Origin of the sequence: Pseudoalteromonas sp. EB27, from assembly GCF_001974875.1 — a bacterium.
Classification (GTDB): domain Bacteria; phylum Pseudomonadota; class Gammaproteobacteria; order Enterobacterales; family Alteromonadaceae; genus Pseudoalteromonas.
In genome coordinates this window covers 50941-75766 of sequence record NZ_MTQD01000016.1, presented here as the reverse complement: position 1 = coordinate 75766, position 24826 = coordinate 50941, and the positions used below count along the sequence as shown (strand labels likewise).

The following is a 24826-nucleotide window of genomic DNA, read 5'->3' as shown; positions in this document are numbered from 1 at the left end:
ACTTTTGGTGATTTTGCATAACTAATCAAAAGTAATTAGCTACGTACAAAATAAAAATCGAAGGAGTTTATTATGAGCACACAATTTGAAGCATTTAAAAACAAAGTTGAGCACTGTTTGTGCGCACCGGGTGATGGCGTATATACAGTAAATACTGCAAAAGAGCGTAAAGCTGCGCTGCGTAATAAGCTATACGGGCAAACTGAAAACGTTGATAACTTATGGCGTGAGTCTTTAGATGAATTACCAAATTCTCCACATAAAGCGGTTATGTTAGGTATTAGCTCAGACTGTGGCGGTGGTATTTTACGCGGTGCAAACTGGGGGCCACTGTTTGTGCGCTCAGCATTAATTGACCAGCAACCGCAGTGTCATTCGTTTGATTTAGGTGATGTACGTGTAATCCCTCATTTGCTACATGATAAATACCTAAATGATGCAACCATTTCTAATTGCCAAAAAGCCCTATACGGTAATGAAGATAATGACTATTACGTTAGTCCGTTATCAATCACAGAGGATGTATGCGACAGTTTTTACGCAACGTTTAAAGATAAAGGGATATTTGGTATTGGTGGCGATCACTCAATTAGTTACCCACTTACCAAAGCGTACTTAAAAGCGAAACGTGAGCAAGGTAGGCGTACTGCTATTATTCATTTTGACGCGCATACCGATTTACTTGTTGAGCGCTTAGGTATTGATTTATGTTTTGGCTCGTGGTGTACACATATATTAGAGTTTTTACCGGCGCCGCATCATTTAATACAATTTGGTATACGCTCAAGTGGCAAGCCTAAAGCGCACTGGGAAAGTACCTTTGGCGTTAAGCAACATTGGGCACATGAAATCATTGAGCGTGGCGCAGCAGCGGTTGCTGCCGACGCTATCGCACAGCTAAAAGCCGATAACGTTGATGAAGTATACGTAAGCTTTGATATTGATGCGCTTGATGCAGAGTTTGCATCTGCCACCGGTACGCCAGAGCATAATGGTTTAACGCCTCAGCATGCGCTTGATATTTTATCAGCCATTGCGGATGAGTTCCCGATTACGGGTGCTGATATGATGGAAATAGCGCCATTTACCGACAGCTCTTTAGTTGGACAATCAAGCTCTGAAACGACACTTAGAGAAGGCGCTAAAATTTCAGCATTCTTAATTAGTGCAATGAACAAGTAAGCTGTACTAGTACTATCAGCTTATAAATGTACATTACACTACTAAAAACTAGCAGTTCATAAAGCCTCAGCTATATTTATTAAATACTTATAATGAGTTAGTTGAGGCCTTGCTGAATGAAATTATTGATCTTTTTGTTGTTCATTAGCTGTATAAAAGTTGATGCAACTGAAATCACAATAGTAACGGAAGTATTTCCGGACTTTCAGTATCTCAATGAAGATAATAAACTCGTTGGTCGTTCTGTTGATAAAGTTCATAAAGCGCTAGAAGGTACAGGTATAAATTACACTATGTTTGCCCATAGTTGGGCCATATCCTACAACGCGGCGCTACGCGATAAAAACACCTGTATATTTTCGATTGTTCGATTACCTAATAGAGAAAGTAAGTTTAAGTGGGTAGGGGAACTTGAAAGCTTTGACTCAGCGATTTATGCTCTTAAGTCTAGAAGTATAAAGTTAAATACTCTCAATGATGCTAAAAAATATAAAATAGCGGTACTGCGTGATAATTTTAGTCATCACTATTTGCTTGAGCGAGGGTTTAGCGAAAGCAGAAACTTGTTACTCATCGATAGCCTAGATAAAATAGACAAACTTATCAGTACCCGTCACAATATTCTTGATTTTGTTGTCCTCAATAAAAAGCAATTTAACTACCGAGTTAAAACAGAACCTAAGCTAGAACTACTTGAGCCTGTACTTAGTTTAAATACAGCTCAGTCTCCATTATTTTTTGCTTGTAATATAAATATGGATCCTGCCTTAATTACTCAATTAAAAGTCGCCTTCAGCAAAGTTTCAGTACTTTAAATCTCCTTTTTTACCTCTCAACCAATTGAAAATTAATGGTTTAAATATATTTAGTAAATTTAAATTGCTGCGTTTAAAAAACAGATTATAATCCAGCTGCTTTTTGTTTAAAAAAGCCTAACTTTTGGAGCATTAAATGGGTGATTTAATCGGGATTAGCTTATTGATCTTGATCAGTGCGTTGTTTGCTATGTCAGAAATAGCAATTGCAGCGTCGCGTAAAATAAAACTGCGAGTAATGGCAGATGAAGGGAATATAAAGGCAGCAGCGGTACTAAAGCTACAAGAAAATCCAGGGGCTTTTTTTGCCATGATCCAAATAGCGCTCAATGCGATAGCGATATTGGGTGGTATTGTGGGTGAGCAGGCTTTATCGCCTTATGTTGAAAGTGTGTTGGTATTATTTTACCAAGGTGCGCATTTAGAAAAAATTAGCTTTTTATTCTCGTTTTTTACTATTACATCTTTGTTTATATTGTTCGCCGATTTAATGCCAAAGCGTTTAGCGATGATCATGCCTGAAGCCGTGGCTGTTAGAGTGGTTACAATAATGCGCTGGGTTACCTTTGCATTAACTCCACTGGTGATGTTTTTTAATGGCGTCACTAACTTTGTGCTGCGTTTGTTTAAAGTGCCCGCTGAGCGAGAAGACAATGTAACAACAGAAGACATTGTTGCCATGATGGAAGCAGGTGCTGCTTATGGTAGTTTGCAAAAGCAAGAGTATGAACTCATTGGCAATGTGTTTGACCTAGAAGCGCGATTTTTATCAAGCGTTATGACTCCACGCGACCAAATTGTCTATTTTGATTTAAATGAATCTAGCCATGATATTGCGACTAAAATTATTGACCATCCTCATAATCATTTTTTAGTGGTGTCAGGAAATTTAGATAAGTTGCATGGCTCTGTTGAATCTAAAGATATTTTACGACAAGTACTAAAAGGCGAAGCCGCCAATATAAACGATGATCTGATTGATAAAGATGTTTTTTACCTACCCGAAACATTAAGTTTATCTGAAGCTTTAAACGCGTTTAAAAGTGCAGCGAAGCCGTTTGCTGTTGTAGTAAACGAATATGCACTTTCGGTGGGTATTGTTACCGTTAAAGACTTAATGAAAGGGTTTATGGGTGATTTAATCACTCACCAAGGCGACGAATTAATCATAGAACGCGATAAAAATTCATGGCTTGTAGATGGTTTAACCCCAATTACCGATTTAGCAAAAGTACTTGATATAGAAGAATTTCCTGACCAGATGCTTTACGAGACGGTAGCTGGATTTTTAATTTATAACATGAAGCGTATACCTAAACGTGCGGAACATTTTACTTTTTCGGGCTTTAAGTTTGAAGTAGTTGACGTAGAAGGGATTAGGGTAGAGCAGTTGTTAGTTTCAAGGGTTATTAACCCACAGAGCGCTAATACCCTTTAAAAAACTAGATATGACACTAGTCCTTTATATAAATAGCCAAGCTGTATTTGCTTGGCTTTTTTGTGCCTATTAAAAACTTAGTTTCTAAAATGAGATATTATTTCAAGATGTTAAGTTGTTTTATTTTCATACAGTCTTGATTCTATTTTCATCTAATTAACATTAAATGCAACCTAAGACGTATATTGTACTGGGGAGTGTAAGTTTGTGTAAATTTCTTCTAATTAAGATTCATTATCAGCGCGTTTTAATTTAGAATGATCGTTCACTCTAAACTAAAAGGTATTTAACATGCAGCGTTCCCGCATCGCTTTATTTGTATTGTCAGCCCTCGTCGGTTCTGTTGCTTTAACTGGTTGTGATCAAGCAACTGAGCAATCACAAGCTTCAGCTCCTAAAGCTGTACCAGTGGGTGTACTTACATTAAAAAGCCAAGCGCTTACTCTCAAAAAAGAACTTCCTGGTCGTATCAGCGCATTTCAAATTGCTGAAATTCGCCCACAAGTAAGTGGTATTGTTCAATCTCGTTTATTTGTAGAAGGTAAAGAGGTTAAACAAGGCCAGGCTCTGTATCAAATAGATCCTGCGACATTTGAAGCCGACTTAGCAGCAAGTGAAGCAAGCGTAGCACGTGCAGAGGCAAGCATTGCTAGCTCTAAATCAAAAGCATCGCGTTATAGTGAATTATTAAAAATCAAAGCCGTGAGCCAACAAGATTTTGACGAAGCAGATGCTGCTTACAAGCAAGCAAACGCTGAATTATTAACTGCTAAAGCGCAGTTGAAATCAGCGCAAATTAACCTTAATTACAGCCATGTGTCGTCACCAATTAGTGGTCAAATTAGTAAATCAAGCGTAACAGTAGGTGCACTAGTCAGTGCCAATCAAAGTACTGCACTTGCTACAGTGACTCAGCTTGATCCAATTTATATCGATTTAACACAATCAAGTAATGAGCTTACCCAACTTAAAAAAGCAATATCATCAGGTGCGCTAACGGTTGACTCAACTAGCCAAACCGATGTTGAACTTATTATGGAAGATGGCTCTGTTTATCCTCATAAAGGCACATTACAGTTCTCCGAAGTGACGGTTGATCCAAGTACTGGCTCAGTAACGTTACGTGCTAAATTTTCAAATCCAGAAAAACTATTACTACCAGGCATGTATGCCCGTGCCTCTATAGTAGAAGGTGTTAAAGCTGGCGCTATTTTAGCTCCGCAACGTGGTGTTAGCCGCAACTCAAAAGGCGAGCCAACAGCAATGGTTGTGAGCAAAGAAAATACAGTTGAAAGTCGTGTTTTAAAAGTAGACCGCACAATAGGTTCTGACTGGCTTGTTACCGATGGTCTAATGGATGGCGATAAATTAATTGTTGAAGGCTTACAAAAAATCCGCCCTGGTGCACCAGTGAATCCTTCTGAAATTCAATCGTCTACTAAAGCCGATAAAGCACAATAACGGAGAGTTTTAATGTCACGATTTTTTATCGATAGACCGATATTTGCTTGGGTACTCGCTATTGTAGTGATGCTTGCAGGTATTTTGGCGATTAGGAGCTTACCTATTTCGCAGTATCCTTCAATTGCACCGCCTGCAGTAAGTATTACAGCAACGTACCCTGGTGCATCTGCTCGTACACTTGAAGATACTGTAACGCAAGTTATTGAGCAAAAAATGAAAGGTCTTGATGGCTTGCTTTATATGTCATCTACGTCTGAGTCGAGTGGTTCTGCTACGCTTACACTTTCGTTTAGCGCCGAAACAGACCCTGATATTGCTCAGGTTCAAGTGCAAAATAAACTAGCGACAGCGACTCCACTTTTACCAGAGGCCGTACAAAGGCAGGGTGTTGTAGTTGCAAAATCAGCGCGTAACTTTTTAATGGTTTATGCATTTGTGTCTAAAGATGGCAGCATGACCAATATTGATATTGGTGATTACGTTTCATCAAATGTGCAAGATATTGTATCGCGCGTAGAAGGCGTAGGTGAAGTGCAGCTGTTTGGTTCTCAGTACGCGATGCGTATTTGGTTAGACCCTGCAAAGTTACAAAACTATAAGCTTACACCCGCTGATATTAGTGCATCAATTAGTGCGCAAAATGCACAAGTATCTGCAGGCCAACTCGGTGGTATGCCAGCCGTTGATGGTCAGCAACTTAATGCAACAGTAACGGCGCAAAGTCGATTACAAACGCCAGAGCAATTTGAACAAATATTAGTTAAAACCAATCCAGATGGCTCTTTTGTACGTCTAGAGGACGTTGCTAGAGTAGAGCTTGGCGGCGAAAGCTACCGCGTTGTTGCTCGTTACGATGGACAACCGGCATCAGGCTTAGGTATTAAATTAGCCAGTGGCGCTAATGCACTTGATACAGCTGAAGGCGTTAAAAAAGCAATTGAAGAGCTAAAACCGTTTTTTCCTGAAGGGCTAGATGCGGTTGTACCTTACGACACAACACCATTTGTATCGTTATCTATTGAAAAGGTTATTCACACCTTAATTGAAGCGGTTGTACTTGTTTTTGTAGTTATGTATTTGTTCCTACAAAACTTTAGGGCAACACTTATTCCAACCATTGCGGTACCTGTGGTTTTACTTGGTACGTTTGGTATTTTATATACCTTTGGCTATTCAATAAATACGCTAACAATGTTTGCGATGGTACTTGCGATAGGCTTATTGGTAGATGACGCAATCGTTGTTGTAGAAAACGTAGAGCGCTTAATGACCGAGGAAAAACTCTCCGCGCTCGAAGCTACGCGTAAATCTATGGATGAAATTAAAGGTGCACTGGTAGGCATTGCCATGGTGCTTTCTGCGGTATTTATCCCAATGGCATTCTTTAGTGGCTCTACCGGTATTATTTATCGTCAGTTCTCTATTACACTGGTATCGGCGATGGGTCTTTCGGTATTGGTTGCACTTATTTTGACACCAGCACTGTGTGCTACGTTATTAAAACCAAGCCATGTTCACGACGATAGCTCGTTTATTGGCAAGTTTTTCTCTGGATTTAACCGAGGCTTTGATAAAACGAATCGCGGCGCACAAGGCTTTGTAAGCCGTATGATCAATCACTCTAAGCGTTACTTACTTATATACGCTGTGATAGTGGGTGGTATGGTTTATGTGTTTTCGCACTTACCAACAGCATTCTTACCAGACGAAGACCAAGGTATTTTGTTTAACCAAGTTTCATTGCCAGCAGGTTCTACAACACAACAAACTTTAGAAGTTGTTAAAAAAATGGAGAACCATTACCTAAATGAGCAATCTGAGGCTGTTAACGGTATTTTTACTGTAACAGGGTTTAGTTTTGCAGGTTCAGGTCAAAATGCTGCAATTGGTTTTGTTAACCTCAAACATTGGGATGAACGTCAGCGTGATGAGTTATCTGTCCAAGGTGTTGCTGGTAAAGCAATGGGGTACTTCTCAACGATAAAAGAGGCGTTTGTGTTTGCGTTCCCGCCGCCTGCAATTGTTGAGCTTGGTACTGCAAATGGTTTTAATATATTTTTACAAGACCGTGTAGGCTTAGGCCACGACGCACTGTTAGCTGCACGAAACCAGTTGTTAGGTTTAGCAAGCCAAAGTCCAATTTTAGCGGGCGTACGTCCAAATGGACAAGAAGATATGCCTGAACTACAACTTGATACAGATTTGGCAAAAGCTGAAGCGCTTGGTGTTTCACAAGGTGATATAAACAGTACGCTTGCCACTGCGTGGGGTAGTAGTTATGTGAATGACTTTATTGACCGTGGTCGAGTTAAAAAAGTGTATATGCAAGGTGATGCACAATCGCGCATGGTGCCAGAGGATCTAAATAAGTGGTATGTGCGCAATGATAGTGGCGATATGGTGCCATTTTCAGCGTTCGCTAGCGCTTATTGGACATACGGCTCGCCACGCTTAGAGCGTTACAATGGTTTTTCTGCAATGGAAATTCAAGGTAGTGCAGCACCAGGTTACAGTACCGGCCAAGCAATGGATGAAATGGAACGCTTAGTAAAACAATTACCTAATGGTATTTCGTCTGAATGGACCGGAATTTCATTCCAAGAGCGCTCTAGTAGTGGTCAAGCACCATTACTATATGGGTTGTCATTATTATTTGTATTTTTGTGTTTAGCCGCACTTTATGAAAGTTGGTCAGTACCGTTTGCGGTAATGATGATTGTGCCATTGGGTATATTTGGTGCAATTATGGCGGCACTTGGCGGTGGCTTATCTAACGATATTTACTTACAGGTGGGCTTGTTGACCACCATAGGTTTAGCGTCTAAAAATGCGATATTAATTGTAGAGTTTGCTATTCATAAAATGGATGAAGGGCTGGGATTAGTTGATGCAGCAGTTGCTGCTGTTCGTTTACGTTTACGTCCAATACTCATGACGTCAATGGCATTTATTTGTGGTGTAATCCCACTGGCGATTGCCTCAAGTGCGGGTTCTGGCGCCCAAAATGCCCTAGGTATTTCGATTATTGGTGGCACACTTGCATCATCAATATTAGTTGTTGTGTTTGTACCGTTATTCTTTGTGTTAGTTCGCCGTGTATTCCCAGGCAAAGCTAAAGAGACAGCGAAGGAGAGTGCAGAATGAGCATTAAAACATTCAGCCTAAGTGCCATTGCTTTATTAGTACTGAGCGGTTGCCAACTTGCACCAGAGCAAAAAGACCTTGCTTTACCAGTATCTGATGCTTATGCATCAGGTGCTGAGCAAAGCGTTGCGCAGCAATTAAATTGGCAGCAGTTTTTTAATGATGAAAAACTACAAACGTTAATTACGCAAAGCCTTGAGCATAATAAAGATATGCAAATTGCAGTGCTTAATGTGCAGCGCGTTCGTGGTTTGTATCAAATCGAAGATTCTGCTTTGTATCCGTCACTTGATTTAAATGCTTCTGGTACGCGCCAGCGTTTACCGGCTGATTTGTCGGGTACTGGCGATGCAGCTATTAGCTCGCAGTACAGTGCAACAGTAGGTATTACCTCTTACGAGTTAGATATTTGGGGCAAAGTGCGCAACCAATCAGCGCAAGCACTCCGAAATTTATACTCTACAGAGCTTAGTCAATACAGTACGCAGGTGTCTTTAATTTCTGAGCTTGCAAATGCGTGGCTTAGTTACGCGACGGACTTACAACTGCTAGAGCTGGCAAAAGAAACGCTCACCTCTCAGCAAGAGTCATTATCGCTTACGCAAAAAAGCTTTGATTTGGGGGCTACGTCTTCAATTACCCTTGAGCAGCTTAAAAGCACAGTAGCTACAGCAAAAGTAGATATAGCAACATATAAGCGTTTGTTAAAGCGTGATAAAAGTGCCCTAGATTTATTAGTAGGGAAATCTGTTTCAGCCGATTTGCTGCCTAACAAAGACCTAACTAATTTGATCAGCATGCCTGAAGTGCCAGTTGGTTTACCGTCTGATTTGCTATCGCAACGCCCTGATATTAAAGCCGCTGAGCATTTAATGCTTGCTGCAAATGCCAATATTGGCATTGCACGTGCGGCGTTTTATCCGAGTATTAGCTTAACGGCCAATGCCGGCACTGCTTCAAGTGACTTAAGTGGTTTGTTTGATTCAGGCTCAGGGACATGGAGTTTTGTGCCGACAATTAGCTTACCTATTTTTAATATGGGACGTAACCAAGCAAATCTTGATGTGGCAAAAGCCGATCAAGCAATTGCGGTGGCAACGTACCAGCAAAAAATTCAAAATGCGTTTCGCGAAGTTGCCGATGCACTTGCTGATAGAGAAGGTTACCAAGAGCAATTAAGTGCGCTTGATATGCTTATAAGTAGCCGACAAATCACGTTTGATTTATCAAAAATGCGTTACGAAAAAGGCGCAGATAGCTACTTGCAAGTACTTGATGCTCAGCGTACGTGGTACGGCGCGCAGCAACAGTTAATTTCAGGTCAGCAAGCATATCTTGCAAGCCAAATTAATTTGTACAAAGCGCTTGGTGGCGGATGGAACGTAACCAGTGAAATAGCTCAGGAAGAGAAATAATATTTGCGGCTTTTAAAGCCGCATTACATATTTATATAGCGAGACTATTTATAGCTCTTGCTTTACTGAGTTTATGACTTGGTAGTGGAGTTGAACATGAAGCCTAAAGCAAAAAGGCAAACAGATCCCGCTATAGCGCAAGCTAGGCGCGAACAAATACTAACAGCTGCTGCAGAGTGTTTTCGCCGAAAAGGTTACCACGGTGCAGGCATGGCTGAAATATCTAAAACGGCAGGGATGAGTGCGGGCCATATTTATAATTACTTTGAAAGTAAAGAAGCAATTATAGAAAGCATTATTGAAAAAGACATGGAAGAAATGTTTTCTATCTTCCAACAGTTTGAAGATCACCCTGGTGATGTTTTAGCAGCTCTTTTAGATGGCTTAAACATTGGTGTTCAGAGGCACATGGACACAGGGGCATGTGTAGTTGACTTAGATATGATGGCTGAAGCAGGTCGAAATGTTAAAGTAGCTTCATTGCTACGTGATATGGATACTCAAGCACGCGGGCGCATGAGACAGCTTTTAACAAGCGAGCGAAGTGCGCTCAAAGACATTGATGAGCTTGAACTTGAAAGTCGAATTAATGTTATTTTTTCGATGATGGCAGGGTTATTACTTAGAAAGTTACTCTACCCTGAGCTAACCGAAAAAACAGTGTTAATAGCGCTTCGCCCTGCGATGAAAACATTACTAATGCCATTTGATAAAGCATAGTAAAGCGCAAAATAGATAAACTAAAAAGTAAGCTAGCCAATATTTTGGCTAGCTTTTTTATTTGGGCTATTTAAAAGCGCTCGATTGACCACTGAAGTGCAATGATTGCGATGGCAACGGAGCCCATTGGCATTAACCACTTTTTATACCAGGTGTAGTTTCGTACATAAATGAGTATTGGCAGCGCAACCAGTAATATACTGAGCTGACCAATTTCGACACCTAAATTAAATGCTAAAATGCTCAATAACTGATAGTCACTCGACAAGCCAAGCTCACCAAGTACGCTCGCAAATCCCATGCCGTGCAGTAAACCAAAAGCAAAAGTAAGCCACCCTAAACGAAGTACCAATGGCCACACATTATTTAATGCTGCAAATAAAACCGATATAGCAATTCCAAGCTCTACCCAGCGACTATTTGGCGAGACTAAGTTCATAGCTGTTGCTGTAAGCGTAATAGAGTGCGCAAGCGTAAACGCGGTTACTATCCATGCTGTGTGTTTAATAATGTGTTTTTTAGAGCTAATACCTTGCCATGTTTTGTTACTACGTTTTAAAACACAGGTAAGTAATAGGGCGATTAAAAATAAAATATGATCAATACCTATCCAAATATGTAAAACACCTTGATAAACGTATTGATTGAACGTGCTTAAATAACTGGATTTTTCAAAGCTAAATGTTTGTTGTGCCTCGTTTATATTAAATACACGAGATACACCGTTTATATTTACGACAGATTTATGATTAGCATCGGTTTTAAAAAAAGCAGAATACGAAAGAGAGATTGTTTCACTATCATTGCAGCTAAACAGCAGCGGAATAACCAAATAAGGCTGGTTAAAATGGTTATCTAGCTGATAGATACCTTCACTTTTTAAAGGGCATGCTTGCGCGTTTTGCGTGATATTTAAACTTTCTGTAATGAAGTTATTAATTGAGCTGCGTTTTGCTTTTATTTCTGCCCACGAAATTTGACCGTTTTTATCTAAATCCAGAGGCACTGTGTGCTCTAAGTCGGCGATATTAACTTGCCAGGTACCCGTGTATTGGCTTTTGTTGGTGTCGTTATCGTTCTTGCTATTTAGGGTTATATAACTTGTACTTAGTTGATGGGAAAAGCTGTAAGTTGAGAAAATACACAGCATTAAAGTGAGTATAAATAGATAAGGCGTTTTCATAGTGTATCTCGTTGCATCGCTTTTGCTTTAATAAGTAATTGCTCATCGGTGCTCATTTTAGCCTGTTGCCAATTAATATGAGCCCAGTAAAGTGCTTTTTCACGATTTGGTTGTACATCAAGGTAATATTTAGCTAAGTCACTCGCATGAAAAGAATCTTTACGAAGCTCTCTAAGTGTAACTCTTTTCGCCATTGTATTTTGCCATTTTTTATCGCGTTTATTTAGTTTTTTTTCTGCGATTGAAAGCCTTAGCAAAATAGCATCTTCTAAATTACTTTTATCTGGAAGCAGTACGCTTAATGTATTTAATACTTGTTGAGGTTGATTTAGCGCAATTTGAATATCGGCCCATAACACAATGAGGCTCACAGGAGCTTGAACTAAATCTACGCTTTGTAAGTGAGACAAAGCTTGCTTGTAGTTACTTAGACGGTAGCTCATTTCACTTAAAACATGGTTTGTAGCTAAACTAGTTTGGTTATTGTTTATAATTTTAACTAATGTTTGGTAGCTGTCTAAAACACTTTCATGCTGGCTTTGTACGTCTAGCACACAAGTGCTAGCAGTAATGGTGCTTACTTGACCAATCAAGGCAACACAGTGTTGTTTTGCTTTTGTAAATTCACCTTGGGTCATCAATATATTGGCCAGCAACAAATGGCTATTACTGTGCTTTGGCTCGGTAATCAAAACGTTGTTGGCAACGTTAATTGCTTCGTCAAAAAGGTGCTCTTTTTGTAAAACACGAGCATATAAGTAACCAATTTGAGACGTGGGTGTTTGGTTATATAACTGAGCTAAGCGGGTTTTAAGTAGCCCTTGTAAGCGCTCTGTTTGGCCTGCATATTGGCTATTAGTCACTAAAGTATTTATTTCGTCAACAGAGAGAGAGGCACTAAGTGTTGAATTGCTTGAGGCAATAACTGCGTCATCTTTTGGAGTATAAGGAGCCGCACTCACCGCGAAAGAGGTTAAGCAAATAGCAATAATAGTGAGGGGTTTAAGTACTGATAAATGCATTATAAATATCCTTTGAAAAAAGCCATCCATGGCCTGTCAGCTTAATGACTTGGTTAGTTACCGCTTGTAGAAATTAATCCATCAACATCGGTATCAGTGTTTGTAAACACCCGACCATTAAGAGTTAACGGCTCTGCATTTGGCGCTTGGTTAAATGCATCGGTTGCAAATTGAGCAAAGTCAACTTGCAGCGCCTCAATCGTAATACTTACTGTTGCAGTAACTTGCGAATTAACGCCATCACTTACACCAAACATAAAGCTATCTGAACCTGTTGTTTCTATATTAGGTGTATAAGTAAAGTTACCATCACTGTCAACATTAACAGTACCGAGCATTGGCTCGCTTGTTAACGAGTAAGTAAGTGAGTCGCCATCATTATCGCTTGCGTTAAGCATATCGGTAATGCTTACTTCAGTTTGTGTTGTTAGCATTGCATCGCTTGCTGTAGGTGCGGTGTTTACAACCGGTGTAGGTTGTTTTTTATCGTCATCGCTACTACATGCACCCAATGTTAATGCACTGAGGAGAACACAAATATGGGTAGTTTTTAAATTACGCATTAGTTAACTCCTTATTTAGATCCTGCAATAGGTGTTGCAAGGTATGGGAATGTTGAGTCCATCATTGTTGCATCAATAGGTGCGCCATCAGTAAATGGAACTGTACCCGTATTAGCATCCTCTGGTGTACAAAGACCTAAGTCAGTGTCTTCGCCATTTACAGGAATAGGGTGACATAAGCGACCCATCACAACGCGCAGTGCAATATCAACTACATCATCACCCGGGCGACGACCATTTGGGAAACCAGCTAAGTCATTGCCAGCTACACCAAATGCAGATTGATCAGCTTGTGCTGTTGCTGCAATAGCTGTGTTTAAACGCAGCATTTCTGAAGGTGTTACCGTTGCTTGTTGATTAACGCCTGCAAAACCCGTTAAAAATGCAGTGATTAAATCAGTACGCGGGAAGTTAGTGGGTGCCAGAGTTTCTAAGTTTGCGCCAAGAGTGGTATTAACAGCATCTTTAAACAAAATATTTAATAACTCTGGTAGTGCTGGGTGAGATACATAATCTAAAAATTGTGCATCGTCTTTAGGGTGCGCAGTAGAAAATGTGTCTTTGTCTTTAATGCCAATTACAAGCTCATTTACAAGCGGGCTACCTAGGCGTGAAACCTGAGTTAATGCACCACCGTTTACCGCATTATTAGCAAATTTAGCATTGGGGTTTAATACACGTGCTTGAGGTAAGCTTGCTGTTGTCCACGAACCTATTACGCCGTTACCTTCACCGACAATACAGCTTTTAGGTATTTCGATAGCGATTGATGTTACGTTTTTATCTGCAAGGTCGTCATTATCAGCTGATTGCGTTATACCACCTGGAAAACCACCGCCGTCACCAGCACCAGGGGCGCTATCACCTTCTACAGGTACATAGTTAACTAAATCAAATGTTTTACCTAGGTTAACTACAAACGGGTCTTTACGCTGTCCTACAAAAACTTGTGCCATGCTCTCACAGTTAGGAATTGAAACCTGATAAACAAATTGATCTGCATAAGTTTGATAATCACTCATCGATCCAAATGTTTTATCACCTACATAATCAAGCGGTTTAGAAAATGAGCTTGAGTTTGATGCAATGTTATTTAATACCGTTGTTTCGCCAGTACGCTGCGCGCCGCTAATCATGGTCATTGTGTATGATTCACTAAAATTTGCTGCGCTGTCGTCACCTGCAGCCACGCCGCCAACATTTTTAAGTGGTACCGAAACTGTGCGTTGATTACCTTCAGGTCCAACTGTTAATTGCACGCCTTGATTGTCGTTAGGGAGCATGCTTTTAAAGTTAAACGCAAATGTAATATCTTCAACAGCATCGCCGTCGTTATCTATATGAATGCTGTAGGTAGCATCTGGGTCCATTGCAAAGTAATTAGGACCGCCGTATGCATCTTGCAGCGGGATATAGTTAGCTATTAGTGTTACAAAATCACCACGACCTTGTTCGTAACTATTAAATACATAAAAATCGGTTGAATCTAAAGTCGGGAAACGGCTTATATTTGGCGCTTCTCTGTGGCTAGATGCTTCACTTGGTGCACTTACAAACGTACTACATATTACTACTGCGAGTATTGATGGAGTTAAAGCTTTCATGACTTTGTCCTTTAGTTTTGATTGAAGTCATAGCTAATAACGGGGCAGGATTTAAATTGGATGCAAAAAAGTTAAATTAATTTTATATTTTGTTAAAAACTTAAATTGAGGATTGGCTGCTTTATACAAGCAGCCAATATTAGTCGTAATAGAAGGGTTATAAAAGTACCAGCTCTGTGGTGTATAACACCTCGGTCGGTGATCCATTTGGCGAGCCACTAATAGGTTCTAAGCTTACTGCTAGCAATGCAATATCACTTGCGTTGAAGCGGTTATCTTTTAATAATATTTTACTTCCTTGCTTGGGAAGTAAACCCAATGAAATAGGCGCATCTTGCCCTTTTAAAATCATCCAAAGCTCATAATCTTTATTTGTTTGAGCAACCAATTGGCTACTGGCTTTGATAGAAAGCCCTTGTTCGTTAACATCAATAAACCATAATGATTGCTTATCTTGATTTTGGACCAAGGCAATTTGTTGCGTTTGAACAACATTATTAGAAGGTTGAATAATCAAAAAGGCTAAAACAATACACGCGGCTGTTGCAACAAAAGACCATGTACGCCAAATAGAAGGCTTAGTATGTATAACCGTTTTACTTGTTTGTGGCCTGTTTTCAATGCGCTGTAGAATATTTATCCATACATCGTCATGTGGCGTTTGCGGTGTAATAGCACTCGCTAAGTTGTTTAGGTTTTGCTCCCACATACTTGTTGCTTCACGTGCTTGGTTTGAACTGAGCAACAGACGTTGAAAACGCTTACGGGCAAGCCCTCTAAGCGTGCCAAGCACATACTGCCCAGCAAGTGCGTCTAATAGTTCGGGTTTATTATAATTCATAATGTTAAACACCTTTGTAGCTGCATGAGCCCACGCCTGATCCAGCTTTTAACCGTACCTAATGGCGTTTCGATATGATCCACTAACTCGCTATGGCTCAGCCCTTTGTAATAAGCTAAGTGAATAGCTTGTTTTTGTTGCGGCTCAAGTTGTTCGATACAATTAACCAGTTTTGTTTCTTCATCGTAAGTAACGTCGATGCTTTCATTCTCATATTCGTCATCGCCTAACGACTGCTCTTTTCGTACTTTGTGATAGCGCAGCGAGTCGAGGCTTCTATACCTTACTATACTTATCATCCAGCTTATAACAGTGCCTTTTGAAGCATTATACTCAGATGCGTTATGCCAAATTTTTATAAAAGCATCTTGTAGTGCTTCCTCAGCATGGGCTCTATTTGTGAGCATGTTTAAACTAATAGCAAAAAGTTTGCCGCTAGTTTGCTGGTACAAATTCGAGAAAGCATTTTTGTCTCCTTGTGCTGTTGCGCACAAAAGAGGGAGTAAATCATCGTTATCCATAGGGGTCCTGTTTTTTTTATTATCATTGAGTAAACGTTTGATGGTGTGATTTGGATGCAAAAAATTTAAATTGCTCTTTAGATTAGCTGCTTTATACGTTAGCACAAGCAATAAACGATCAGTATTTGAAATTTAGACGTGTAAGTATAATTTATTCACATGTTTGTAAAAAATGCACAAAGAGCAGATTGCACTTAAATTTATTTTATTATTAATATTATATATCAATAGCTTATGGTTTTAATTTGAATTTAAAATGCCGTTTATATGGCGTGATATTTGCAAAAGAGTACATAAAGCCGTTTAAATTAAAATTAGAAAATCGGAATTATTTACACAAAGGAGAGACTATGTGGGCTGCAATTGGTTATTCACTTTTAGCATTACTACTTATTTTTATTGGTTGGGAAGTAAACTCTGTTTACTTTGCTATTGTTTTTTATTGGACTGCGCTGTCACTTTTATTAGTGAGTACCGCATATATTTTTAATACAGCAAAAATATTTAGAAAACGTGAAAATGGAGTGATCCCATTTTATATACGTTGGGCGTTTGTGCCATTTTTATTTGGTGTGCAAATTTATAATGCCTGGTCACGTAAGCGCGACAAAGTACCGCCCATTCAACAAATAAACGAAAATCTATTTTTAGCTTGCCGATTATTTCCCTCAGACATAGACACATTAAAAGATAACGGAATTACGGCGATTTTGGATGTAACGTGCGAGTTTGACGGTCTAGAGTGGAGTTCAACGCAAGAAAACTTTAATTACTTAAATATTCCGGTGCTTGATCATAGTGTCCCTTCACATTCGCAGCTGAATCAGGCTATTAATTGGATACATCACCATATTAAAGAAAATCGTCGCGTAGTTGTACATTGCGCCTTAGGCCGTGGGCGGTCTGTTTTTGTAATGGCGGCTTATTTATTGAGTCAAAACAAAAATGCAGATGTACATGAAGTACTTGCGCAAATAAAAGAAACCCGCGAAACCGCAAACTTAAATAAGCATCAACTTCGTCATTTAGCTAAGCGCCATAAAAAAGGCGAGTTGCTGATTAAAAACAAAGCTGTTTTAATTGCAAACCCTGTTTCGGGTACGCGATTGTGGAAAGAAAAAGAGCATTTAATTGTTGCGCGGTTATCCGCCTATTACGATTTAACAGTATTGACTACTTCACAATACGTTAACGGTATTGAGCTTGCTAAACAAGCAATTGCGCAAAAGCCAGACATTATAATTGCGTGTGGAGGCGATGGTACAGTGGCCGAAGTTGCAAGCGTACTTGTAAATACACAATGTAAGCTAGGAATCATCCCAATGGGGACTGCAAACGCACTTGCGCATGTATTGATGGGTATAAGCTCTAAGTTTATTCCAGTAGAACAAGCCTGTGACCTAATTATAGATGGTCAAACAAGCACAATAGATACGGCTTATTGTAATAATGAATTAGTACTTTTATTAGCGGGTATTGGTTTTGAGCAATCAATGATTGAAAAAGCAGATAGAGAGTCAAAAAATAAATCGGGACAACTTGCCTATTTAAATGGTTTTTTTGAAGCTTTTGGCGAGCAAAAATCACAGCTACTTAATGTAAAACTCGACGATAATGATCCCAAAGAAATATGTACAAATAGCTTTATTGTGGCTAACGCTGCGCCTTTTACAACGTTATTGGCTCAAGGTGGTGGGCAGCCAGATCATAGTGATGGGTTACTCGATGTCAATTGGTTAACACCCAATAATGAAAACTCAACAACCGTTTTAAGTATTGCTGAGCTGATGTACAGTAGCTTAACGCAAACCCATTTAGCTATAAATTCGCATCATACAAATGCTAAAAGAGTCGAGGTTACAGGCGAAGGTGAGCTTAAATACGTACTTGATGGTGAAATTAAAACTGCTCACAAACTCGTTATTACTATTGAGCCAGCCTCATTAAAAGTGATTTGCAAAGAGCAATAAATCGCGCTAATTACAATCAAAAAAGGAGCTAAATTAGCTCCTTTTTTACATCATTTTTTAATTGATGGCCAAATAAACCCTGTTGTATCCGGCGCTTGAGAAGATGTTTCTCTCGGTGCACTTTTTGGTCTACGAATAGGTTTGTTATTAATAGTGTGAATGTAAAGTGCTTCCACTTTATCGCGAGCCCAAGGCGTTTTACGCAAAAACTTTAAACTCGATTTAATGCTCGGTTGATCAGTAAAACATTTAATTTTTACTTGTTCGCCAAGTGTTCCCCAGCCAAGTCGCTGTTCTAACTCAACAAGTATTTGTTCTAACGTGACCCCATGTAAAGGGTTTTTAGGTTGATTATTCATAGCCATACTACTTATTTAAACTGCGTGCATTGTAGCTCAAATCAGCTTTTAGCGCTAATTCACAGTGATTGTTTTAGGAGCTGTTGGGTAAATAGCGTTACCTTGTTTATCTATTTTAAGCCAAATGAGTTGGCTGTTACTGTGCTGGGGTGTTTTAGCACCGCACAAAAGTGTAAATGAGTGAATTTGTATTAATGCCCCTTCGCTATAGCGTTTGTTGTCGTACCAGCAACTAGACCCTTCGCTTACAAGCTGGTTTGCATCAATAATTGAATGGGTTTTAAGAGTTGTTGCTTCACTGAGTATTGAATACGATAAGCTGCTAAAACAAAAGCATATAACTAAAAAATTACGCATTAGAGGCCTTTAAATAGGGTGGGTTAAAAATAATACATTAAGCTAAAAAACGTGCTAGTGTAAAGTACACAAAGTGATTTTAATTATAAACTTAGTTACACACAGAACAACTTAGATTCAAATAAAAAGGTGCACACAATGCAATTTAATCAAACAATGATCGAAGAATTCACACTATTAGCAAAATTTCCTCGCGACAGTAAAATGCAGGGTATTAAATTACACTCAGACGCAGAACCAAGCTTACTTAGTGCAGCGCAACGTTTATTTGAAAAAGGGATTATAGATAGCCCAGATGGCGGATATTTAACTGATCTGGGCTTAGATTTAATTGAGCATATTACGGTTATTCATAGCTCGCTACAAAGTTAATTACTAAACTAGCTTAATTTGCATCGGGTTGATTTTGCGGTGCAGCATCATTAAATGCAGCTAATTTATTACAATGTTCGTAAATGGCTGCAATTTTTGGATAAACGTTCATATTTACGTTAAAACGAAGTGCATTAAATACTTGCGGCACTAAACAAATGTCAGCAAGTGTTGGTTGGTTACCAAAACAGTAGTCATCATTTTTGTTTAGCATCAGTTCTATTTTTTCAAAACCAACTTCTATCCAATGTCGATACCACTTATTTTTAGCCTCGTCATTAACACCTAATTCGCTTGATAAATACTTCAGCACGCGTAAATTATTAACAGGATGAATATCGCAGGCAATGGCAAAGCTTAAATTTCTTATTTGTGCTTTTTGCCACGCAGTCCCTGTAATTAATGGCGATTGCGGATAAGTTTCATCAAGCCATTCCAGTATTGCAAGCGATTGCGCTAAAACACCATCATCGGTTTCAAGTGCAGGTAGTAACCCTTGGGGATTAGTTGCTAAGTATTCCTCCCCAAGCTGCTCCGATTTTAAAAGGTTAACAATAGCAAGTTTATGATCGATTGCTTTTAAGTTAAGCGCTATACGCACTCTATAAGCCGCTGATGAGCGAAAGTAGCTGTATAATTTCATAACTAATCCTCTGCACCTGTAAATTGTTTTTTTATAGTACGCCAGCAATCGGTGTAATTTGGTTGGCGTTCTTTACCTTCTAGTGCATATTTTGTCGGTGAAATTATATAGCGCGACTCAAACATAAAGGCCAATGTGTTTTCGTATTTTTGTGGTGTAAGCTCAGCGTTTGAGGCTTTTTCAAATACGTCGGCTTCAGGTCCATGTGGCGACATACAATTGTGTAAACTTGCGCCACCAGGTACAAAACCATGCTCTTTTGCATCATATACACCCTCAATCAAGCCCATAAATTCGCTCATAATATTGCGGTGGTAGTACGGCGGGCGGAATGTATTTTCGGCTACCATCCAACGAGGTGGAAATATCACAAAATCGACATTTGCCATACCCTCAGTAGCCGAAGGAGAGGTTAGCACAGTGAAGATAGACGGGTCGGGGTGATCAAAGCTCACTGTATTCATTACATTAAAACGCGATAAGTCGTATTTATAGGGGGAGCTATTACCCGTCCATGCAACAACATCAAAAGGTGAGTGTTTTATTTCACAGCTGAATAAATTACCGTTAAATTTAGAAACCAACTCAAAATCACCTTCTTTATCTTCAAAGGCAGCAACGGGATATTGAAAGTCTCTGTCGTTGGCATAACCATTGGCACCAACAGGTCCTCGCTCTGGAAGCTCTAACGCATGGCCGTAATTTTCACAAATATAACCACGGGCTGTATCGTCAATTAAATCAACAGCGAACTTAATTCCTCTGGGAATTACAGCAATTTCACCTGGTTTAATGCTTAACTTACCGCACTCGGTGTGAATTAATAACTCACCTTGCTGAGGGACGAACAATATTTCGCCATCGGCATTACAAAAGTAACGCCCTTGCATTGACTGATTAGCGACATATACATGAATGCCAATACCCGATTGCCCATTGGCACTGCCATTAGCTGCCATCGTTACCAAGCCATCAATAAAGTCAGTAGGTTGTGAAGGCATATCAATAGGGTTCCAACGTAGCATTGTTGGTGGTGTTACGGCTTCAGTGATTGGGGCTGTTCTTATTAAGCCGTTATCAATTGCTTGGTAATCACCTTGTACTACCGAAGGACGAAGGCGGTAAAACCAAGTGCGACGATTTGAAGCACGCGGAGCCGTAAATGCAGTCGAACTAAATTGCTCGGTGTATAAATCGTATTTAACCTTTTGTGGGCTAAATTGTCCTATTGGCAATGCACCAGGTAGCGCTTGTGTTTCAAATTCATTCCCAAAACCTGTCATATAACTTAATTGTGTCGCCATTACTGACTCCTGTGAGAGGGGGGTTGGTTTAATATTATTATTATTTCAGTTAAGGTACTCTCAAGTGAGACTAATATCAAATGTGCAACTACGCATCTGTGTAAATATTAATGAACACCAAAGTAAACCTTACAAAGCTGGGATAACCAAAAATGAAAATTGATTTAGCAACGTTTTTACCTTATCAATTAACGAATATAGCAACACATGTAAGTAACGATTTTGCCAAGGTTTATCAAACTAAATACGGTTTAAATATTCCTCAGTGGCGAATACTTGCTAATTTAGCGCAGTATGGGCAAAGCAACGCAAAGGATTTATGCACACAAGCAAATATGGATAAATCGACAGTGTCGCGCGCGGTAAAAGTACTAATAGACAAAGGCTTAGTGAGAAGTGAATTAAATAAGCAAGACAAACGCGCAGCATTACTTGTGCTGAGCCAAGCAGGTCAAAGCCTATATGAGCAAATAACACCCGATGCACTAAATTGGGAAAAACAATTACTGAGTACTTTAACCAACGAAGAATACGAAGTGCTAGTGAATATTTTTGAAAAGTTAAATAACAAATTAAAGGCATAAAAAAGCCCACCAAAGTGGGCTTTTAAAAGATGTTTTAGGTTACAGTTCTAAATTAGAAAGTGTAACGAAGACCTACACGCATTTGCCATACAGATGCATCTGATTGTACAGATGTATTTGCATTATTCGCATTAAAGTCAGAGTAAACGTAACGACCCTGATCATCAAGTGATGTTGAAATCATGCTAGCACCAACGAAAGGACCTTTCTTAAGTACGCCCCAATCATCGTTTAACAGGTTAGTAAGGTTATCAATTACAAAGAATGCTTCACCTTTGTGACCTTCCATAAAGCCTGGAAGCTCTTGTGTTAACTTAAAGTTAAACTTAACAAACCAATCAGAGTTTTCTGCGTTACGGCTAGTCGTTTGACCACGTTCTAAACCATTTGATGCAATAAATTCATTGAATTCATTGATATCAGCAGCACTCATGTTGTAAACAACGTTTGGATCGTTTTCAAGTGGAACATACAATAGCTGGCGGTTACCATTCCAGTTGTTGTCACCAAAAGTACCATCACTTCCATCAAACGTGTAGCTGTATGGTAAGCCTTTATATGCTTCACCGAATAGATTAAAGCGAGTAGCAAAACCATCAACAAACTCATGAGTATAACCAAGAGTCATAGTGAAACGATGTGGAATTTCGTAATCAGATGAAGCAACACCTGGGTTACCTGGATCAGTTAGGGCAATGTTACCGTAGTTTGAACCAGCTACAGAGCTTGTCATTGGGTTAACATCGTCTGAGTCTGTATATGCATAACCAAAGTTAACGCTTACGCCATTATCAAACATCTTGCTAACAGCTAGTGAGATAACTGATGAATCACCGCTATCACCGCTAACATTTGTTAGTAAGTATTCGTTTGCACGACCTTCAATTGATTCGTAAATAGGGCGACCATCAAATGTAGTTTCGCCAGAATCTTGAAGTGCGATGTCACGCATTAACGCAGCGTCTTTCTTCTTCGAATATAAGTAATCAAGAGAGATTACGTACTCGTTTTCAGTTGTGTACGTTGCACCAAGTGAGTATTTCCACTCTGATGGGATTTCAAAGTCTGGGTCAACAGCGTTTGCAGTTGAATCGCCTGAGCCGATTACTGTGTCAGCTACTGCATCAAATTGAGACTGAGGTACTTCAAATCCTGGAGTACCATTATTTACATTAGGTGTTGCGAACAAGTCGATAGAACCAAACTGGTTTGCGCTAATGTTTGTAATGCCGTCGTTTGAGTAAGAGTTAGATAACCAAACGTTAGGGTTACCGCCTGAGAACAAGCCAACACCTGCACGTACTTCAAGTGCATCTGTAGCGTACCATTGGAAGCCTACACGTGGTTGAATTAAATCGATACCATCAAATGTACTTTGGTTACTGTAGCCATAGCGGTCAGTAAAGTTTTGATTTAAGTTAGGTACATCATCACTTGTATATTTGTCATAACGTAGACCAAACGTGATGTTTGCATCTAAATCAGTGAATGAATACTCGTCTTGCACGTAAAATGTATGCTGAGCGTATGAAAAGCTGGCTGCTGCATCGTTTGGATCATTTGTACCAGCAGCATTGTTGTAGTAAATAGCACTTGCAATGCCATTTTCAAAATCATCAACATTGTTGAAACGGTACTCACCTTCAGTATGCTGAACGAATAAGTTAAATACATCTAACTCTTCAAACTCGTAACCAGCAGTAATTGTATGTTGATCTAGGTAATAAGTACCTGCAACTTTAAATGTAGTTGTATCGTAATCTAAATCGTTTGATTGGCGTGAGTCATCTGGACCAATATAAACTGTACCACCATCTTCGGTACGAATTTGCATTTCACCAAAACTGCTTGCTGCATCTAGTGATTGTACTGTTGCATCAAGCTCAGACTTACCAATACGAACTTCAGTAGAGAAGTCATCTGACCAATCAGAGTAAACAGATGCAATGATTGAAGTGAATTCTGCACTTTGGTCATAAAAGTGGTTAGATAGTGATACACGGCTAGAGCCAGTATCAGACTGTGAAACAGTATTACCATCGTTGTAGTTATAGATTAAGTTTGCACGGTGATCTTCGTTGATGTTCCAATCTAGTTTAACTAAGATTTTTTCATCTTCAACAGGCATACTTGAAGGCATTCCGCCTACATCGTAACCATATACAGTTTGAGCAACGCTTGTGATACGCGAGATATCATCAGCAGTTACACTGCCACTGCTTAAACCATCGTAGTTAAACTGTTGAACACCTTCAAGTTTTTCATATGAAGTGAATAAAAATAGTTTATCTTCAATTAGTGGAAGACCTACGTTGAAGCCGTAACGTTTTTCAGTATAGTTACCGTTATCAACGTCATCACCTTCAATTTTATCACCCTTGAACGAGTCGCTTGTGTAATCGTAGAAAACAGCGCCATGAACATCGTTGCCACCAGATTTGGTTACAGCGTTGATGTTACACGATGTAAAACCACCGTATTGAACGTCAAAAGGTGCAAGTTCAGCTGAAACTTGTTCAATTGAATCAAAAGAGAAAGGGGCGCGAATAGTAGGGTAACCATTTGAGCTTAAGCCGAAGTTATCGTTCATACGAACGCCGTCTAGCGTTAAGCTGTTATAACGAGGGTTACCACCACCACAGTTAATTGAACCACGGCTATCATCAATTGTGATACGCGGGTCGATACGAATAATATCTTTTAAATCACGGTTAATAGCTGGAGTATTTTCAAGATCTGTTAGCGTAAATGTAGAAGCTGGACCAGTACCACCAGACATAGAGCTAATTGGTGCGCCAGAAACTACAATTTGTTCCATGCTTGATTGTGACTCAAGAGAAACGTTTACTGGGTAGTCGTTACCAATGTTAAGAATAATGTTATTAAATTCTTGGTCTGCGTATACATCTGAATCTACAACTACTTTATAAGGACCGCCAACACGAAGACCTTTAGCTGTAAAGTAACCAGCGTCATTTACTTCAGTTGTTTTTACTGATCCAGAAGGCACGTGTAAAATTGTTACTTTAGTGCCGGCTGCTGGGTTACCGTTAGGCCCCATTACTTGACCTTTAATTGCAGAGGTCGTTTCGTTAGCCATTGCAGCGCCACTTACACCAACACATGCTGCAATAGCAAGTGAAAGAGCTGTTTTGCGTAATTGAGTTTTCATTTAATTTTCCCGTGTAGTTATTAATTAAATTTTTATATTTTTATTTTAAAATTTTGTAAAATAAACAGTTGAAGTTCATTTATTCAAAATCCGTTACTAGTGTACCTTATTTATTCGTTACAAATAAAATACAACTGCAATATATTTTTAATA

The 24826-nt window shown here is 39.4% G+C and carries 21 protein-coding genes; 10 read left to right on the top strand and 11 right to left on the bottom strand.

From position 1 onward, the window contains the following. Nucleotides 1-72 precede the first annotated feature (72 nt). From BW142_RS16970 to BW142_RS16940, 7 genes are all read left to right on the top strand, one after another. Nucleotides 73-1182 carry an arginase family protein gene (locus BW142_RS16970; protein WP_076925676.1) on the top strand — a complete coding sequence of 370 codons (1110 nt, stop codon included), beginning with the start codon at nt 73-75 and terminating at the stop codon, nt 1180-1182. Between the two features lie 116 nt (nt 1183-1298). Then, nucleotides 1299-1997 (top strand): transporter substrate-binding domain-containing protein, encoded by a 699-nt coding sequence (locus BW142_RS16965; protein WP_076925675.1) that lies wholly within the window; start codon nt 1299-1301, stop codon nt 1995-1997. A gap of 136 nt (nt 1998-2133) precedes the next feature. Next, a complete protein-coding gene (locus BW142_RS16960) occupies nt 2134-3435 on the top strand; it encodes a hemolysin family protein (protein ID WP_024600520.1) in 1302 nt (433 codons plus the stop codon). A 291-nt stretch (nt 3436-3726) separates the two neighbouring features. Continuing rightward, a complete protein-coding gene (locus BW142_RS16955; protein WP_024600519.1) occupies nt 3727-4896 on the top strand; it encodes an efflux RND transporter periplasmic adaptor subunit in 1170 nt (389 codons plus the stop codon). Between the two features lie 12 nt (nt 4897-4908). After that, nucleotides 4909-8043 (top strand): efflux RND transporter permease subunit, encoded by a 3135-nt coding sequence (locus tag BW142_RS16950; protein WP_076925673.1) that lies wholly within the window; start codon nt 4909-4911, stop codon nt 8041-8043. Then, on the top strand, nt 8040-9458 hold the full coding sequence (locus BW142_RS16945; protein ID WP_076925671.1) for an efflux transporter outer membrane subunit: 1419 nt from the start codon (nt 8040-8042) through the stop codon (nt 9456-9458). Before BW142_RS16950 ends, BW142_RS16945 begins: the two co-directional genes overlap by 4 nt. Nucleotides 9459-9554: 96 nt before the next feature. Further along, nucleotides 9555-10178, top strand: coding sequence for a TetR/AcrR family transcriptional regulator (locus BW142_RS16940; protein WP_024600516.1), 624 nt, complete (start codon nt 9555-9557; stop codon nt 10176-10178). 70 nt (nt 10179-10248) lie between these two features. Here the strand turns inward: BW142_RS16940 and BW142_RS16935 are convergent, their stop codons facing one another. From BW142_RS16935 to BW142_RS16910, 6 genes are all read right to left on the bottom strand, one after another. After that, complete coding sequence (locus tag BW142_RS16935) at nt 10249-11361, bottom strand: HupE/UreJ family protein (protein ID WP_076925669.1); 1113 nt, start codon at nt 11359-11361, stop codon at nt 10249-10251. After that, complete coding sequence (locus tag BW142_RS16930) at nt 11358-12383, bottom strand: hypothetical protein (RefSeq protein ID WP_076925668.1); 1026 nt, start codon at nt 12381-12383, stop codon at nt 11358-11360. The genes BW142_RS16935 and BW142_RS16930 overlap by 4 nt, the downstream gene beginning before the upstream one ends. A 53-nt stretch (nt 12384-12436) precedes the next feature. Then, nucleotides 12437-12946, bottom strand: a complete 510-nt coding sequence (locus BW142_RS16925; RefSeq protein WP_076925666.1) for an Ig-like domain-containing protein — start codon at nt 12944-12946, stop codon at nt 12437-12439. 11 nt (nt 12947-12957) lie between these two features. After that, complete coding sequence (locus BW142_RS16920; RefSeq protein WP_076925664.1) at nt 12958-14550, bottom strand: DUF4331 domain-containing protein; 1593 nt, start codon at nt 14548-14550, stop codon at nt 12958-12960. Between the two features lie 157 nt (nt 14551-14707). Then, complete coding sequence (locus BW142_RS16915) at nt 14708-15391, bottom strand: anti-sigma factor (protein WP_076925662.1); 684 nt, start codon at nt 15389-15391, stop codon at nt 14708-14710. Next, nucleotides 15388-15912 (bottom strand): sigma-70 family RNA polymerase sigma factor, encoded by a 525-nt coding sequence (locus BW142_RS16910; RefSeq protein ID WP_076925660.1) that lies wholly within the window; start codon nt 15910-15912, stop codon nt 15388-15390. The genes BW142_RS16915 and BW142_RS16910 overlap by 4 nt, the downstream gene beginning before the upstream one ends. A gap of 350 nt (nt 15913-16262) precedes the next feature. Here BW142_RS16910 and BW142_RS16905 point away from each other — a divergent pair, with 350 nt between their 5' ends. Further along, a complete protein-coding gene (locus BW142_RS16905) occupies nt 16263-17882 on the top strand; it encodes a diacylglycerol kinase family protein (RefSeq protein ID WP_076925659.1) in 1620 nt (539 codons plus the stop codon). Nucleotides 17883-17932: 50 nt separating this feature from the next. On the opposite strand, the gene BW142_RS16900 is transcribed toward BW142_RS16905, so the two are convergent. Both BW142_RS16900 and BW142_RS16895 read right to left on the bottom strand, forming a co-directional pair. Next, a complete protein-coding gene (locus BW142_RS16900; RefSeq protein ID WP_076925750.1) occupies nt 17933-18241 on the bottom strand; it encodes a VF530 family protein in 309 nt (102 codons plus the stop codon). 54 nt (nt 18242-18295) lie between these two features. Beyond that, the gene (locus BW142_RS16895; RefSeq protein ID WP_076925657.1) at nt 18296-18598 is read right to left on the bottom strand and encodes a DUF1496 domain-containing protein; all 303 of its coding nucleotides are present in this window, start codon (nt 18596-18598) and stop codon (nt 18296-18298) included. 138 nt (nt 18599-18736) lie between these two features. Between BW142_RS16895 and BW142_RS16890 the strand changes: the two genes are divergently transcribed. Continuing rightward, nucleotides 18737-18970, top strand: a complete 234-nt coding sequence (locus BW142_RS16890) for a TIGR02647 family protein (RefSeq protein WP_076925656.1) — start codon at nt 18737-18739, stop codon at nt 18968-18970. Between the two features lie 13 nt (nt 18971-18983). On the opposite strand, the gene maiA is transcribed toward BW142_RS16890, so the two are convergent. Both maiA and hmgA read right to left on the bottom strand, forming a co-directional pair. Continuing rightward, nucleotides 18984-19613, bottom strand: coding sequence for a maleylacetoacetate isomerase (gene maiA / locus BW142_RS16885; protein ID WP_076925654.1), 630 nt, complete (start codon nt 19611-19613; stop codon nt 18984-18986). 2 nt (nt 19614-19615) lie between these two features. Continuing rightward, nucleotides 19616-20917, bottom strand: coding sequence for a homogentisate 1,2-dioxygenase (hmgA, locus tag BW142_RS16880; RefSeq protein WP_076925653.1), 1302 nt, complete (start codon nt 20915-20917; stop codon nt 19616-19618). A gap of 152 nt (nt 20918-21069) precedes the next feature. Here hmgA and BW142_RS16875 point away from each other — a divergent pair, with 152 nt between their 5' ends. Beyond that, nucleotides 21070-21501: a MarR family transcriptional regulator gene (locus BW142_RS16875; protein ID WP_076925651.1), complete on the top strand. Its 432-nt coding sequence runs from the start codon at nt 21070-21072 to the stop codon at nt 21499-21501. Between the two features lie 52 nt (nt 21502-21553). Here BW142_RS16875 and BW142_RS16870 read toward each other — a convergent pair whose 3' ends face one another. Then, a complete protein-coding gene (locus BW142_RS16870; protein ID WP_076925650.1) occupies nt 21554-24673 on the bottom strand; it encodes a TonB-dependent receptor in 3120 nt (1039 codons plus the stop codon). Nucleotides 24674-24826 lie beyond the last annotated feature (153 nt).